This window comes from Zunongwangia sp. (assembly GCF_048269745.1).
Lineage (GTDB): Bacteria > Bacteroidota > Bacteroidia > Flavobacteriales > Flavobacteriaceae > Zunongwangia.
In genome coordinates, this window is sequence record NZ_JBLXIB010000002.1 from 335781 (window position 1) to 350998 (window position 15218).

A 15218-nucleotide genomic window follows, 5' to 3' on the forward strand; every position below is an offset into this window, starting at 1 on the left:
GTGTTCGGTTTAAATAAAACTTCTAAAAACAGTATACTTTAAGCCCACTTCAAACAACAGAAAAAATCCTGCCAACAAAGCAAAGGCACGAAATTTCTCATCGTAATTAGTATATTTGAATTCTTCAATTTCTGTTTTTTCTAATTGGTCTATTTCATCGTAAATTTCTTGAAGCTTTTTATTATCGGTTGCTCTAAAATATTTTCCTCCAGTTTCTTCAGCAATCTGCTTCAATAAATCTTCATCAATTTCTACACGACGATTTCCATATTGAAATTTTCCGTTTGGTAAAATACTCACCGGTGTTAATGCCATTCCGTTACTACCAACACCTATAGTGTATACTTTAATTCCAAATTCTTTAGCTAACTCACTAGCTACTTTAGGATCTATAAATCCGGAATTATTAACTCCATCAGTCAATAGAATAATTACCTTACTCTCGGCTTTACTATCTTTTAATCTATTCACAGAAGTGGCTAATCCCGATCCAATTGCTGTACCACTTTCTAGAACATCATTATATTCAATATTATCCATTGCTCTAAGCACCACGGATTTATCTGTAGTAATAGGCGTTTTAGTAAAACTTTCTCCAGAATACAAAACAAGTCCAATCCGGTCTGATGGTCTACCTTTAATAAACTCCTCTCCTACTGTTTTGGTAGCTTCCAATCTATTTGGTTTTAAATCTCTGGCAAGCATACTGGCAGAAACATCTAAAGCTATCACAATATCTATCCCTTGAGTACTATTTGTTCGGGTAGAAACATCTACTGTTCTCGGTCGTGCCAAAGCTATTATAAGAAACGACAAAGCTAATAATCGAAAAATAAAAAGTATTGGTTTTAACTTAGCGAGTAAGCTCGGTTTAGCTTTAAAACCTTGAATACTTGAAATCCGTAAAGCAGGAGTTTGCATATTCCTTTTCCAGAAATACCATCCTATTGCTACCGGAAGTAGTAAGAACAACCAGAAAAATCCAGGATTCTCAAAAGTGAAATTCGCAAACATTAATTTGAAGTTTTAATTAATTCTACTGAATTGATAATACGGCTAGCAATTTCTGATGCATATTTATCATCTTTTGCATAAATAACTGTTACTTGCTGAAATCCTCCCCCTTGCGCAAAATTTAATATGCTGTATTTTTTGGATTGTATATCGCCATTAATAGGATTTTCAACTTCTAGAGTACCGTAGACTTTTACTCCCTTTGCTCCATTTATTGTGCTAAAATCTTCTTGCTTCATAACAATATTTTTAGCTCCCCGTTTTTCTAAATCTTTATAAATGCCATCTACTCCCGTTTTAAGATCGAATTGTCCTTTTTTACTAAATATTCTTGTGGTTAAACCTGTATAAAAATTAGCGACTAAACTTCCATATTCAAAATGTTCACTATTAGCGTAGGTTTTTGTAGCATCTTCAGAAAGTTTCATCTCTTTTCTTACCAATACATCAGGTGTTGTTACGCTTATTTCAGGTGTTCCGTAAGCACTTCTAACCCAATCTCCTTCTAACAATTCTTTTGAAGCATTTCCAAAATAAGTATCTACAACATAAGTAAATCCTTTAGTAGAAATTAATACTGTTAATCCCACTAAAATGGCTACAACTGTTGCTGTAATAGCTATAATTATTGTTTTTTTACGTTTTTTGGCTTGTTTTTGTTTTCTATATTCTTCATCCAACATTAAATCTTCTTCTGTTGGTTCTGGAATAGAAGATTTTACATCAGTTATTATTTTACGGCTATTATCACGATCTTCTTTAGCTGTAATTACATCCGGTTTAGAATTTGCAAATTTCGCTAAATCTGCTCTATTCAAAATTTTCTTTAAATTTTCTAATGTTTTCGGGTGCAAGCTAAGCCTATCGGTTTTACGCTGCAATTCCAGATAAGCAATTAAATCTGTAGTGGTGCTTTCTAGAGCTCCATCATATACTTTTTCATCTAAATAATGGCGCAGGGTACTCGTTAAACGCGAGTAATATTCTTTTACTTGTTTATCTTTAAGAAGCGTACTTTTATCTAAGGCATCTAAATCGTTCATGGCTTGTTCAAACGGAGGTAGCTTCTTTTCATGTTTCTTCTTTAGTTGTTTCTTAGTAAAGAAAAATGCAACAATTCCAAGCAAAACAGCTACTGCTAAAGTCCACCATACCCAATTCGGTATAGAAAAACTTTTTGAAACTTCTACCGAAGGTTTTATAGGATACATAGCCTGTTTAGTGGTATCTACAGCCACATCTGCTACAGCCACTTTTAACGAATCGGTAAGCCAAGGTTTATTATTTATAATGATTTTCTGAGAAGGAATGGTATAGGAACCTGAATCGAAAACCGTTAATTTATATTCTTTTAAAAGTTTATAGTTATTTGCAGCACGAGTAGTATCCGCTCCTAACGATGCTACAACTTCTAGAGGAGCAAAAGTATTACCTTCAGGAAAAATTACTAAATCTGTAGAGTCGGTTTCTACTTTTACCTGATATGTTATTTGCTCACCTATTTTAATTTTAGCCGTATCTATACTTGCAGAAACTGTGGGTTGTTGTGCCCAATTTGTTGCTGATATTAAGCTAAAAACTAAAGTAGTTAGTAACTGAAAATATTTGCTTTTTATATTTATTTTTTCTTTCAACTGAACGTTATTCATTTTACAAAGTACTTAGCCTCTTCGTTTAAAATACCCTAAAAGTTTTTTCACATAACTTTCATCGGTTCGGGTATTAATAACTCCCGCTCCACTTAGAGTAAAACTTTCTTCAAAATATCTTACCTGATTTCGATAATAGTCATTATAACTTTTCCGAACTGATTTAGACCCTGTATTTACAGTAATATATTCGTTGGTTTCTTCATCCAACATTTGTACCAAACCTATATTTGGAATTTCTGTTTCTCGTTCATCAAAAACTCGAATTCCTGTAACATCGTGTCTATTTGCTGTAATTTTTAAGGTTTGTTGATAATCGTTCGCCATAAAATCCGAAAGCACAAATACAATAGCTTTCTTTTTCATAACATTTGATAGATATTTTAAAGCTCCGGTAATATCTGTTTTTTTACTTTCAGGTTTAAATTCTAGCAGTTCTCGAATTATTCGAAGCACATGAGAACGCCCTTTTTTTGGCGGAATATATTTTTCTATTTGATCAGAAAATAATAGAAGCCCTATTTTATCGTTATTCTGAGTAGCAGAGAAAGCTAATGTTGCTGCAATTTCAGTAATAACGTCTCTTTTGAATTGGTTTTTAGTTCCGAAAATTTCAGATCCGGAAACATCGACAACTAACATCATTGTAAGTTCTCGTTCTTCTTCAAAAACTTTAACGAAAGGTTCATTATAACGCGCTGTAACATTCCAGTCAATGCTTCGCACATCATCCCCAAACTGATATTTTCTAACTTCACTAAACGTCATCCCTCTACCTTTAAATGTAGAGTGATATTCCCCTCCAAAAACATGATCGCTAAGGCGTCTTGTTTTTATTTCTATTTTCCGTACTTTTTTAAGTAACTCTTTGGTATCCATGCGGTATGGTATTGAAAGCCCACAAATTTAATTTGATTAAAGAAATGAAGTCCCTAATGGGAATTTTCTCTTTAAGGCACTTCAATCTCATTTACAATTTTACCGATTATATCTTCGGAAGTAATATTTTCTGCCTCTGCTTCGTAAGTGATTCCGATACGGTGGCGCAATACATCGTATACTACAGCACGTACATCTTCTGGAACAACAAAACCTCGACGTTTAATAAATGCATAACATTTAGAAGCTACTGCTAAATTAATACTACCCCTTGGTGAAGCTCCAAAACTAATTAGCGGTTTTAAATCTTGTAAATTATATTTCTCAGGTGTTCTTGTAGCAAAAATGATATCTAGAATATATTTCTCTATCTTTTCATCCATATATACTTCTCGAACTGTCTCTTGAGCTTTTTGAATTTGATCTAAACTAACTACTTGATTAACCTTCTGGTAACTTCCTTTTAAATTAGCACGAACAATTAATTGCTCTTCTTCTAACTTAGGATAATCTATAACTGTTTTTAACATAAAACGGTCAACCTGAGCTTCTGGTAACGGATATGTTCCTTCTTGCTCTACCGGGTTTTGAGTTGCCATTACTAAAAAAGGGCGATCTAAACGAAATGTTTCATCTCCAATAGTAACTTGCTTTTCTTGCATGGCCTCTAACAGAGCAGATTGCACTTTTGCAGGAGCCCTGTTAATCTCATCTGCTAAAACAAAGTTGGCAAATATTGGTCCTTTCCTAATACTAAAATCATTAATTTTCATATTATAGATAAGCGTACCTATAACATCAGCAGGAAGAAGATCAGGAGTAAACTGTATTCTACTAAAACTACCATGAACTGCTTGAGACAATGTATTAATTGCTAGTGTTTTTGCGAGCCCCGGCACACCTTCTAAAAGAATATGTCCTTGACCTAATATCCCTATCAGTAATCGTTCAACCATATGCTTTTGCCCAACAATTACTTTATTCATTTCAGCACTTAATATATCTATAAAAGCACTTTCTCTCTCTATTCTTTCATTAAGGCTTGAAATATCTACCGAGGATTCCTGATCTGTCATTTCAATTTGTTTTTTAGAACGTGAATATACAACGCTGCATGCTGCGCCGCAAATTCTATATGTAAATTAAAGTTTTCGGACTTAAATTTAAAAAATACTTTAAAATAAGCTCTTAGTAAACGCAAGTATAAAAAATGTATTGCTTAAATGTCCTTATAATTTTTCTAAAATTTTACTTAGCGATCTGAAATCTAGAAAACTGCTGTACATTTTAGGCTTTATAGTAGCTTGAACAAAATTCTTATGTAATATGCTAATTATAAGATTTAACTTTTTTTAACAGAATTTAAAACGGAATTAATGCAATTAAGGATCTTAGCTGTAAATACTTTAGTACTTTGTATTTAAAAATTTAACATGAAAACAGCCTTAATAACCGGAGCTACTAGTGGAATAGGAAAAGCTACAGCTAAAGCTTTTGCTGCGGAAGGAATTAATTTAATTATCTGCGGAAGACGAGAAACTCGATTACAAGAATTAAAAGAAAAACTTCACAAAAAAGTTGATGTGCTATCGCTAAGTTTCGATGTTCGAGATAAAAATGAAGTATTCAAAAAAATCCAAAATTTACCAGCAAATTTTTCTAAAATCGATATTCTAATCAATAATGCTGGTAATGCACATGGATTAGATAAAATACAAGATGGAAATATTGAAGATTGGGATGCCATGCTAGATATCAATGTAAAAGGTCTCCTATATGTAAGCAAAGCAGTAATTCCAATAATGCTTTCTCAAAAATCGGGACATATTATTAACATTGGATCTACTGCAGGTAAAGAAGTATACCCTAAAGGAAATGTATACTGTGCTAGCAAACATGCTGTAGATGCTATTAACCAAGGGATGAGAATCGACTTAAACGGTAGCGGTATACGAGTTGGAGCAATAAACCCAGGACTTACAGAAACCGAGTTTAGCGATGTTCGTTTTAAAGGAGATTCTGAAAAAGCAAAACAAGTATACACCGGTTTCAAAGCTTTACAACCAGAAGATATTGCTGATATTATTCGGTTTGTAGTTACCCGACCTTATCATGTAAATATTGCCGATTTAATGGTAATGTGTACCTCGCAAGCTAGTAGCACGATATTAGATAAAAAATAAGCTTATCTAGCATGATTAATAAACGCCTTTTAATTAAAAATTTACTAGCGCATAACGACGAAAACAGCTTTTACGACAAAAAACTGCAACTGAATATTGGCTCTAAAGAAGGTAAGGCTAAATTTTTAAAACATATTTGTGCGCTAGCAAATTCTAACCCTAACAATAATTCATTTATTGTAATTGGCGTTCAAGATGAGGATAACCAAATAGTAGGAACCGATTTTTTTGATGATAGTAAACTTCAAAACTTAATTAATGCCTATGTTGAAAATCCTCCTAAAATTACCTACGAAAATATTTCATTTCCACATTTACCCGACAAACTAGTAGTTGGTTTAGTAACAATTGGTGCTAACTATGGTAAAATATGTTTTCTACGTAAAAATATATGGAAGTATTACAGCGGCTCTATTTTTTTAAGAGACGGCAGCATAAGCATGCCTAAAAATTTTGATATTGAAATAAAAGACGAGAACTCTGCCACGGTAAACGCATTAGAAAAACATGCTCAAAACAATATTGAGCTTACGCTAAATGGTGTTTTCGATTTTTTAGAAGAACATCAAAACCTGACTTCAGAATATTTAGTTTTTAAAGAGTTTTTTGTGGTTTGTTGGGCCGGTAAACCCAAAAAAAATAAAGATACTATTTATTACAGTCGAGTAGATATCGCATTAATCAATGAGCAAGTAAAGCTGTTTTATTCAGATCTGGATGAAGTAAGCATTAGTTGGAATAAAAATAGTTTCAAAATTATAGAATATGTGCTTTTAGGTTTACCCAATAATTACAAATATTATCCTCTTGAAGAGGTAGAAATTCAATTTCGAGATAATGGCAGCTACGAAATTAATAGCGAATTGCTTTTTACGCCTCCAGAATTTAATAAGGAAATTTTATTCCATATTTATAACAGTAATAACCTGCTACTCGAAAAGCTAAAACGCCTGCAACCGCTAACAAATACTCAAACCAAAGAAATTAAAAATCTACCATCTATTTATTTATTATGTTATCTAAACGGATTTAACGAGGCAATAGAAAAATTGGAAGAAGCGCGACCATTTTTAAAAAAATATAGTGAGGAAGCTTACCAATATTATAAAGAAAGTACACGAATTTTAAGAAAAGTAAAATATAATTAATATGGCAAGAACTTTTGCTATCGGAGATATTCATGGCGGACTAAAAGCCTTACAACAACTTCTCGAAAAAATCGAAATTACCGAAAATGATCAACTTATTTTTTTAGGAGATTATGTAGATGGGTGGAGCGACTCTGCAAATGTAATTTCATTTTTAATTGAACTAGGAAAAAAGTATACCTGCATTTTTTTACGTGGTAATCATGATGATCTAGTTCAACAATGGTTGCAAGATCAATCCTATACCGATAAATGGATAGAACATGGTGGGCAAAGTAGCATCGATAGTTATGCAAAGCTTTCAGAAGAAACAATCCAAAGTCATCTTTCTTTTTTTCAAGAATTGCAAAATTATTATATCGATACCGAAAATCGATTATTTTTACATGCAGGTTTTACAAACCTTCATGGTCCAGAATACGAATATTATAGCACCGGTTTTTATTGGGACCGTACGTTATGGGAAACGGTATTGGCTTTAGATCCAAAACTGAAAAAAAACCATCCGTTTTACCCCAAACGCATTAAGCTTTTTAATGAAATTTATATCGGGCACACCCCTGTTACCAGAATAGGAGAAGATGAACCTATACAAAAGGCAAATGTTTGGAATGTAGATACCGGAGCAGCTTTTAAAGGGAAACTTTCTGCTATTAATATAGATACTAAGAAGGTACATCAAAGCGCTCCTGTTTATACATTTTATCCTGATGAAAACGGGCGAAATTAATTACTAAAAAATTTAGCACTTTGTTTTTCAAGGTTTTTCCCTTTTATTTGCATCTAATGGTTGTGCAATTATTTGCATGATATTTGCAATCTTACTAGTAAGATTACAATTATTAATTCACAGATAAAATTATATATGGCCCTTAAAAATATTCGATTAGAAGTAATGAAATCTATTGAAAGTAAAGTAGATGGATTTATTGATAAATACTTAATTCCTGTAGAGGATATTTGGCAACCTACCGATATGTTGCCTAATCTACAAGATGATAGTGGCTTTGACCAAGTACACCAAATTCGAGAAGAAGCTAAAGAATTAGGATACGATTTTTGGGTAGTTCTCGTTGGAGATATGGTTACCGAAGAAGCACTTCCTACTTACGAAAGTTGGCTAATGGATGTTGAAGGTGTAGAACAACACCCTAAAGACGGAAAACAAAATGGTTGGTCTAAATGGGTTCGACAATGGACTGGTGAGGAAAATCGCCACGGTGACACATTAAACAAATATCTTTACCTATCAGGACGTATTAATATGCGTGAAGTAGAAAAAACGACTCAATATTTAATAAATGATGGTTTTGATATTGGTACCGGTAGAGACCCTTACAAAAACTTTGTTTATACAAGTTTTCAAGAACTAGCTACTAATATTTCCCATAAAAGAGTAGGGCAACTTGCTCGTAAAAAAGGAAATAAAATGCTTGCTAAAATGTGTAATGTTATTTCAGGAGATGAAATGAGACACTATTTAGCATATCGAGAATTTGTAAAAACAATTTTTGAACACGATCCAAGTGAAATGATGTTGGCTTTTCAAGACATGATGAAGAAAAAAATTGTGATGCCAGCACAGTTTATACGCGAAAGCGGACAAGGAATTGCTGAAGCTTTCGAGAACTTCTCTAACGCAGCTCAGCGTTTAGGTGTTTATACTACTTATGATTATATCGATATTCTTAAAAAACTAAATACGTATTGGGAAATCGATAAAATAAGAGGTCTTACTGATGATGCTGAAAAAGCAAGAGATTATTTAATGAAACTTCCAGATAGAATGACGCGTATTGCAGATAGAATTGCAATACCGAAAGATCAACATACATTTAAATGGGTAGAACCAAACGGAATTCTATAATATTTAAACAGAAGCATAATAAAAAAAGCCTGCTGATTTAAATCAGTAGGCTTTTTTATTACCTATTATATATTAAAGCTTATTTAATTTTAGTATTCTTCCAAAGTTTATAAGCTACTAAATCTTTTTCTATTAAATTTAAACAGAACGCAATAACAGCTGCATCATCTAAATAGCCGATTACCGGAATAAAATCGGGGATTAAGTCTAAAGGAGATAACACATATATTAAAGCTGCTCCAATAGCCGCTACAACATTAAACGGAATCTCTTTATAGTGGCCATTTGCATAATCCCGAATTAAATTAAACAAAATTTGAACATCGTCTATATATCGTTTTAAAGCTCCTTTCTTTTCAAATTTAGATTTTATTTTATCTTCATCTTCTAAAACCTCAGTTACATCTTCTTCTGAAAAATCATCTTGTCTTTTTTTATACTCTTCAGCTACTTGGTCTTTATCTACTTTGCTCATAATTTCAATTTAAACTGATCCGAAAATAATAAATTTCAATCAGTTTTAAAGAAACCTTATAATTGTTTTAGCATTATTATTTATATTAAATTGGAATCAACTTATCTCCAATTTTACGTAATTGATAATGAAAATGAGGGATAAGCGCTATTCCTAATATTACTATGCCTATAAATATACTCATGTACAGATAATAATCTCTTGCAAAAAGTAAATTGGTTTGTTTACCAATAGCTTTTGCCATTAGCTTTTTAGAACCTGCTTTTGCTTGTAACGAACTAGCCCCATTTTTTTTAAATACTTGCTGATAACCTGCTAACCTATTATTTGCTAATTGATTGGTACTCGTTATTTCTTCTGAAAAATGCTGTTTATGTATTTTCTGCTGATGTAAACTCATAAAAGCTACTAAAGCCATACTTGCTGTAAATGTAGTTGCTCTAAAGCCCACACCAGTAACCGATGCAGAAAAAGCAATTTCTTTCGGCACAGATGTCGCATAAAAAATAACAATAGAAAGCATTAGGGTTCCGTTACCAAAACCTTGTAAAAATAATGGAATTAATAAATCGATTCCCTCTCCGTTAGCACTCAACAAAAACAAACTATAAACATGAAATCCCAGTAACGCCAAAAAACCCGTAATCCAAACCAATCGAATACTTGTTTTAGCCAATACAAAACGAGCAGTAAGAGCAGCGCCAGCTACAATACCAAATGCATTACTTATCATTAAATAACTTTTATGGTATACATCTAAATTTACACTGTTAGCCATATATCCATACAACACACTTAAATCTCCTTTACTAAAGTAAAAAACAACCAATAGAAGCATTCCTATTCTAAAATTCCGAATTTTAAAAATTGATAAATTAATATAGGGCCTATCTAGCTTTAACTGTCTAAAAACAAAACATAAGAGGAAAAATATAGCTCCTATACATGTAAAAACAATTCTCTGATTAGAAAACCACTGGTAATACTGACCGTATAATAAAGTGTAAGCTAAACTTAGTAAACCAGAAGCATATAAAATAAAACTCTTCCAGTCTATACGCTCTAATATAATTTTTCCTTCACTGCGAAGATCCACGCTATTTTTCATAAAAGATGTCAACAGCAATAGCCCAGGTATAACTCCATAAATTTTAAACAAAAAAATTATATTAAAATCATATTCAGTAAACACGTAAGCATCTAAAAGTTGACACAATGGAGCAGAACCTAAAAGTGAGGCATACAAAGTGGCATATCCCAATACTCGACTACGCTGTGCATGAAATTGTCGAAATATTAAGGTAAACATAGTCCCTATAAAACCTAAAGAGAGCATCCCTCCTAAAAATCGAAAAACTAATAATATTGCAAAGTTTTTACTGAAATAGAGCAGTAAATTCAACAAAACAAAGATGATGCTACAACCAACTATATAAGGTTTCGAGGCAAAACGATTAAAAAAGTGTTTCTCTAATGGAAAAGCAGTTGCAATTGCAATGTAGAATACAACAACCGAATATTTGATATCTGTATTATCTACACCATAATAACTTGCTGCACTAGAAAGTCCACCAAGGTATATCCCTAATACCGAAGCAATAGGAATAAGTGTTAAGAATATAGCTATTAAAATTAGCCAATCTGGAACCCATTCTCTAAAAATCTGCTGATTCTTTTCGCTAGCCATAAATTAAGATTTTGGAATAGCAACCTCAGCATTCATACCGGCGCGTAATTTTTTTAGCTTGGCATTTTTATCTACAAACTCTATACGAACCGGAAATCGTTGTGTTATTTTTACAAAATTACCGGTAGCATTATCGGGAGGTAATAATGAAAATTGAGATCCTGTTGCTGGAGAAAGTGATTCTATTTTACCATGAAATTCCTCGCTAGGATAAGCATCTACAGTAATTTTCACATCTTGACCTTCTTTCATATTGGCAATTTGTGTCTCTTCAAAATTCGCAACAATCCATTTTCCTTGGTTTTGATCTACAATAAAACCAATTGTCTGCCCCTTTTGCACATATTGTCCTTCTTGTAAACTTCTTTTCCCCATATATCCATTAGAAGGTGCTTTAATTACGGCATATTTCATATCTAACTTAACACGGTCTAACATCGACTTTTTTTGCTGAATATCTGCTTTTGCTACCGCTATTTGAGCATTAACATCTCTAGTTTTTCCTTGAGAAGCACTAAATGAATTTTGTAAGCTCTCAAAGTTTGCTTTTGCTACCGCTAAACGAGTTTTTACATCTTCAAATTGTTGTTGCGTAACCGCTTCTCCTTCTAATAATTTTTTATATCTATTAAACTCTTGTTGTTGTTGCCACAACCTTGCTTTTGCAGCATTAATTTTAGATTCACTTGCATTTGCAGCACTACTTGTAGTGGTTACATTGCTTTCTAAAACTTTAAGCTTTGCCTCTGCTGATGCTAAAGCTGCTTTAGCTTCTTCTAAACGAACATTGGCTTCATCTATATCTAAAATAAGTAGAGTATCGCCTTTAGTGACTTTTTGGTGGTCTTGATATCTTATCTCTTCTACGTAGCCATTTGCCCTACTCAAAATAGGATTAATATACTCCTTTACTTGAGCATCATTAGTTTCTTCATAATTCCAAAAATTGATCATTGAAATTACTCCCCAAACTAAGAGTGCTAACAAAATTAGTAATGCAACGACATAAGTTACTTTTACGGCTATTTTATCTATATTTTCGTATTTCTTTATTTGATCGCTCATTATAACTGACCTGTGATTTTTAACAATTGGTAATAGTGTATTTTTGCTGAAATTCGGCTATTTACTAATTCGAATTTTGCTTGTAATAATTGTGTATCGGCATCTAATAAATCAGTTAATAATGATAACTGATTGAAGTAGGTTTGATTGACGATACGATAACTTTCTTTAGCCTGATCAATATTCATTTTTGCTACTTCAATTTTTTCTAAATCTTCCTGAAGACGCTTAAACGAGGTTTTAATTCCTTTTCTTAATTTATCGTCGGTATCCTTTTTAAGTAAGCGTTGCTTTCTCACTTCAATTTTTGCTGCTTCTTCTTTATGTTTATCATGATACAGGGCAGAAAGATCGTATGATAGTTTTACTCCAGCTATCCCTAATAAATAAGGAGCCGTTTCATAAGGGTATAATTTGATTTGTGGATACGAATACGTATACTCTCCAAACAAGCCTATTTTTGGCAACTTATCTGCTTTTAGGTTTTGCTCTTGCAACTCACTCATTTTAATTTTAGATTCGGCTATTTTAGAACGTGGCGAAGCTTCTGTTGCATCTGCTATATAATCCTGATAGGTTTTTGTAGCCTTCAAGAAATTTACCGGAATACTATCAATAGGATTTATAGGATGTTCATCTTCTAGGCCTATTAAAATATTGAGTGATTGCGTAGCAATACTTGCATTATTATTAATTTCTAACAAATTAGTTTGTTGCCGAGATAGCTGAAGTTTTGCTCGTAATAAATCACTTTTTAAAACCACACCGTTTTCATAAAGTTTAGTGATTTGATCTAAGCGTTTTTTATTGCGCTCTATATTCTGGAGAATAAGCTTTTTAAATGCTAAAGTTCGTTGCAAATCTAAATAAGCATGTGCTACTTTATAGTGAACTGCTGAAGTTGTCTCTTCTTTTAAGTATTCTACTAACTCTTGTCGAGTTTCAGCTTTCGAAACATATATATTAGTCTTGTTCCCACTATAAATATTGAAATATGCTTCAACCCCGGCACTATAAGTAGTATGATCTTCTAGATGAATAAAATCGGCATCCTCTCGAATTCCATCTGTAAAAACAGGAATATTAGATAATTGCCCATAACTACCATCAAAACCTAGTTCAGGTAAGCGTTTGCGTTTTGCATCTAACACCTTTTCTTTCCCAATATCAATATCAAAATCTTTTATGCGCAGCTCTTTACTATAGCTATTTGCTTTTTGCCAAGCAGTTTCTAGACTTAAGGCTAGACTATCTTTTTCTATTTGCGCGTTTGCTAATTGACTCAGCATCAACAGTACACTTGTACTAACAAGTACAATCGAGTTAAAATTTAGTTTCCAAAATTTCATCCTGCAAATATCCAACATAACTTCAAGTCTTATTTTATTAAATTAGACATTTTTTTTATAATTTAAGCCAACTAAAATTACTGCTTTATGGCAAGCTTTCTATCTCGTGTTGATAATAATCCATCCAGTGTTTTTATTCACCATTCTAAAATCGAAGAGCATATCCCCATGCACTGCCATGATAAACACCAAATGAGTTATGTAGAAGGTGGCGTTGCTTTTTTGAACACTAAAAAGAAATCGTATTTTTTTCCTGCCAGACATTTTATTTGGATCCCTGCCGGCAGAGAGCATAATGTAACTTCTAGAACCTCTGTGAAAATGGTTCACAATATTTATTTTCCAAAAACATTAATTCCAACAAATCATAAATTACAAAAGCATGGAGGTATTTTTCCCGTAACTAACTTATTAATGGAAATGATTTATTACACGGAAAATTGGAATGGCGATATCAATAAACTACAAAAGAAATCTAATTATGAATTTATGTTGGCGCTTAAAAATATAGTGTTAGATGTGGCCGAAACCCCATTGCCTGTTGTATTGCCAACTACTGAAAATGAAATTTTAAGACCAATTTTAAAATATATTCATCAAAATATCGAAAAACCATTAAATTTAGAAGGAATCGCTTATGAGTTTGGACAAAGTTCGAGAACGCTCTCTCGCTTATTTCAAAAAAATATGGAAATGTCTTTCCTACAATATGTAAAACTAACTCGTATAATTAAAAGCATGGAACTTCTACTACAATCTGAACTTTCTATCACACAAATTGCTTTTAGTTGTGGGTACAATAGTCTTTCGGCTTTTAGCTATGCATTTCAGCAAATTGTGCACCGATCTCCAATTAACTTTAGAAAGCAAAATCGATAGTATAAATATTATGTTGAATTACAAATTCAAAAAGTATCAAAAAAAAATACTGTTTTGCTGTAATCAAATTGAAATTTATATGACTTATAACCTTCAGAATTGATTCAAAATTTAATAGTTATAAATAATTATTAAATAAAAAATTGACGCTAACATACATTTAAAAAAGCGATACTTTTGGTATACATTAAATAGTATTTTATATGAAAAAAATTACACTGCTAATAAGTTTCTTTCTGATAACCAGTGGTATTTACGCACAGTTTAGGAAACAAGAACTTATAGATTCTTTAAAAAATCTACCGGCTTTCGGTATTCATAAAGACAATTACTTTATCACAGGGATTCCGTTACACACCGGAATAGATTCTAACACAGCAGATGCTAAATACCAAATCAGCTTTAAACAATTACTTTTTAGAAATAAAGTTCCTAATGATTCTTATTTCTATTTAAAATATACACAAAAAGCTTTTTGGAATATATACGAGTTTTCAAGCCCATTTAAAGAAATAAATTTTAATCCTGGATTGGGATTCTCTAAATTCTTCTATAAAGATGATATTGTAAAAAGCCAAGCTACACTTACTTTAGAGCATGAATCTAATGGTAGAGATAGTATTTATTCTCGTAGCTGGAATTTTGTTTCATTAGAATATAATGTAGCGCTTAGTAAAAAATTAGTTGGTAGTATTCGTGGTTGGCTACCCTTTTATTATAAAGATGATAATCCGGATTTAATGGATTATACCGGATATGGACAACTAAATTTTGATTACGAATTTCTACCTAATAAACTTTATGCACAAGTAATGATTCAGAAAGGAATTTCTTGGGACTGGAAAGGAGCCACTCGCACTCGAATTCTATACAACCCTTTTAATAGCACTAACCAATTTTTGGTATTAGAATGGTATAATGGATATGACGAAAACCTACTTAATTACGAAGAATATAGAAATATGATACGAGTAGGATTTGTACTTAAAAGTGATGAACTAAACTTTTTACGCAAATAATTTA

At 32.3% G+C, this 15218-nt stretch carries 14 protein-coding genes; 6 read left to right on the forward strand and 8 right to left on the reverse strand.

The features are described from left to right. Nucleotides 1-9: 9 nt before the first annotated feature. The 4 genes from ACN0WI_RS04345 to ACN0WI_RS04360 form a co-directional block, all read right to left on the reverse strand. Nucleotides 10-1014: a vWA domain-containing protein gene (locus ACN0WI_RS04345; protein ID WP_417885403.1), complete on the reverse strand. Its 1005-nt coding sequence runs from the start codon at nt 1012-1014 to the stop codon at nt 10-12. Next, on the reverse strand, nt 1014-2663 hold the full coding sequence (locus ACN0WI_RS04350) for a BatD family protein (RefSeq protein ID WP_417885404.1): 1650 nt from the start codon (nt 2661-2663) through the stop codon (nt 1014-1016). Before ACN0WI_RS04350 ends, ACN0WI_RS04345 begins: the two co-directional genes overlap by 1 nt. A gap of 12 nt (nt 2664-2675) precedes the next feature. Then, on the reverse strand, nt 2676-3542 hold the full coding sequence (locus ACN0WI_RS04355) for a DUF58 domain-containing protein (protein WP_417885405.1): 867 nt from the start codon (nt 3540-3542) through the stop codon (nt 2676-2678). A 71-nt stretch (nt 3543-3613) separates the two neighbouring features. After that, on the reverse strand, nt 3614-4618 hold the full coding sequence (locus tag ACN0WI_RS04360) for an AAA family ATPase (protein WP_417885406.1): 1005 nt from the start codon (nt 4616-4618) through the stop codon (nt 3614-3616). Nucleotides 4619-4975: 357 nt separating this feature from the next. On the opposite strand from ACN0WI_RS04360, the gene ACN0WI_RS04365 reads away from it, so the two are divergent. The 4 genes from ACN0WI_RS04365 (at nt 4976) to ACN0WI_RS04380 (ending at nt 8740) form a co-directional block, all read left to right on the forward strand. Next, a complete protein-coding gene (locus ACN0WI_RS04365; RefSeq protein ID WP_417885407.1) occupies nt 4976-5725 on the forward strand; it encodes an SDR family NAD(P)-dependent oxidoreductase in 750 nt (249 codons plus the stop codon). Nucleotides 5726-5736: 11 nt separating this feature from the next. Next, nucleotides 5737-6873 carry an ATP-binding protein gene (locus ACN0WI_RS04370; protein ID WP_417885408.1) on the forward strand — a complete coding sequence of 379 codons (1137 nt, stop codon included), beginning with the start codon at nt 5737-5739 and terminating at the stop codon, nt 6871-6873. A gap of 1 nt (nt 6874) precedes the next feature. Beyond that, a complete protein-coding gene (locus ACN0WI_RS04375; RefSeq protein WP_417885409.1) occupies nt 6875-7603 on the forward strand; it encodes a metallophosphoesterase family protein in 729 nt (242 codons plus the stop codon). Between the two features lie 135 nt (nt 7604-7738). Continuing rightward, the gene (locus tag ACN0WI_RS04380; RefSeq protein WP_417885410.1) at nt 7739-8740 is read left to right on the forward strand and encodes an acyl-ACP desaturase; all 1002 of its coding nucleotides are present in this window, start codon (nt 7739-7741) and stop codon (nt 8738-8740) included. 79 nt (nt 8741-8819) lie between these two features. Here ACN0WI_RS04380 and ACN0WI_RS04385 read toward each other — a convergent pair whose 3' ends face one another. The 4 genes from ACN0WI_RS04385 to ACN0WI_RS04400 all read right to left on the reverse strand — a co-directional run bounded on the left by ACN0WI_RS04385 (nt 8820) and on the right by ACN0WI_RS04400 (nt 13256). Then, nucleotides 8820-9215, reverse strand: a complete 396-nt coding sequence (locus ACN0WI_RS04385) for a YkvA family protein (protein WP_417885411.1) — start codon at nt 9213-9215, stop codon at nt 8820-8822. 85 nt (nt 9216-9300) lie between these two features. Beyond that, nucleotides 9301-10902: an MFS transporter gene (locus ACN0WI_RS04390; protein ID WP_417885412.1), complete on the reverse strand. Its 1602-nt coding sequence runs from the start codon at nt 10900-10902 to the stop codon at nt 9301-9303. A 3-nt stretch (nt 10903-10905) separates the two neighbouring features. Then, complete coding sequence (locus tag ACN0WI_RS04395; RefSeq protein ID WP_417885413.1) at nt 10906-11967, reverse strand: HlyD family secretion protein; 1062 nt, start codon at nt 11965-11967, stop codon at nt 10906-10908. Further along, entirely contained in the window at nt 11967-13256 is a 1290-nt protein-coding gene (locus tag ACN0WI_RS04400) for a TolC family protein (protein WP_417885414.1), read from the reverse strand. The genes ACN0WI_RS04395 and ACN0WI_RS04400 overlap by 1 nt, the downstream gene beginning before the upstream one ends. Before the next feature lie 147 nt (nt 13257-13403). On the opposite strand from ACN0WI_RS04400, the gene ACN0WI_RS04405 reads away from it, so the two are divergent. Then, nucleotides 13404-14195, forward strand: a complete 792-nt coding sequence (locus ACN0WI_RS04405; RefSeq protein WP_417885415.1) for a helix-turn-helix domain-containing protein — start codon at nt 13404-13406, stop codon at nt 14193-14195. 203 nt (nt 14196-14398) lie between these two features. Beyond that, the gene (locus ACN0WI_RS04410) at nt 14399-15214 is read left to right on the forward strand and encodes a phospholipase A (protein WP_417885416.1); all 816 of its coding nucleotides are present in this window, start codon (nt 14399-14401) and stop codon (nt 15212-15214) included. The last annotated feature ends 4 nt before the right edge of the window (nt 15215-15218 follow it).

Coding starts and splice junctions, on each gene's coding strand:
- ACN0WI_RS04380 (WP_417885410.1), top strand. CDS start 7,739: ATGGCCCTTAAAAATATTCGATTAGAAGTAATGAAATCTATTGAAAGT.
- ACN0WI_RS04385 (WP_417885411.1), bottom strand. CDS start 9,215: ATGAGCAAAGTAGATAAAGACCAAGTAGCTGAAGAGTATAAAAAAAGA.
- ACN0WI_RS04405 (WP_417885415.1), top strand. CDS start 13,404: ATGGCAAGCTTTCTATCTCGTGTTGATAATAATCCATCCAGTGTTTTT.
- ACN0WI_RS04345 (WP_417885403.1), bottom strand. CDS start 1,014: ATGTTTGCGAATTTCACTTTTGAGAATCCTGGATTTTTCTGGTTGTTC.
- ACN0WI_RS04360 (WP_417885406.1), bottom strand. CDS start 4,618: ATGACAGATCAGGAATCCTCGGTAGATATTTCAAGCCTTAATGAAAGA.
- ACN0WI_RS04400 (WP_417885414.1), bottom strand. CDS start 13,256: ATGCTGAGTCAATTAGCAAACGCGCAAATAGAAAAAGATAGTCTAGCC.
- ACN0WI_RS04370 (WP_417885408.1), top strand. CDS start 5,737: ATGATTAATAAACGCCTTTTAATTAAAAATTTACTAGCGCATAACGAC.
- ACN0WI_RS04390 (WP_417885412.1), bottom strand. CDS start 10,902: ATGGCTAGCGAAAAGAATCAGCAGATTTTTAGAGAATGGGTTCCAGAT.
- ACN0WI_RS04355 (WP_417885405.1), bottom strand. CDS start 3,542: ATGGATACCAAAGAGTTACTTAAAAAAGTACGGAAAATAGAAATAAAA.
- ACN0WI_RS04395 (WP_417885413.1), bottom strand. CDS start 11,967: ATGAGCGATCAAATAAAGAAATACGAAAATATAGATAAAATAGCCGTA.
- ACN0WI_RS04350 (WP_417885404.1), bottom strand. CDS start 2,663: ATGAATAACGTTCAGTTGAAAGAAAAAATAAATATAAAAAGCAAATAT.
- ACN0WI_RS04375 (WP_417885409.1), top strand. CDS start 6,875: ATGGCAAGAACTTTTGCTATCGGAGATATTCATGGCGGACTAAAAGCC.
- ACN0WI_RS04410 (WP_417885416.1), top strand. CDS start 14,399: ATGAAAAAAATTACACTGCTAATAAGTTTCTTTCTGATAACCAGTGGT.
- ACN0WI_RS04365 (WP_417885407.1), top strand. CDS start 4,976: ATGAAAACAGCCTTAATAACCGGAGCTACTAGTGGAATAGGAAAAGCT.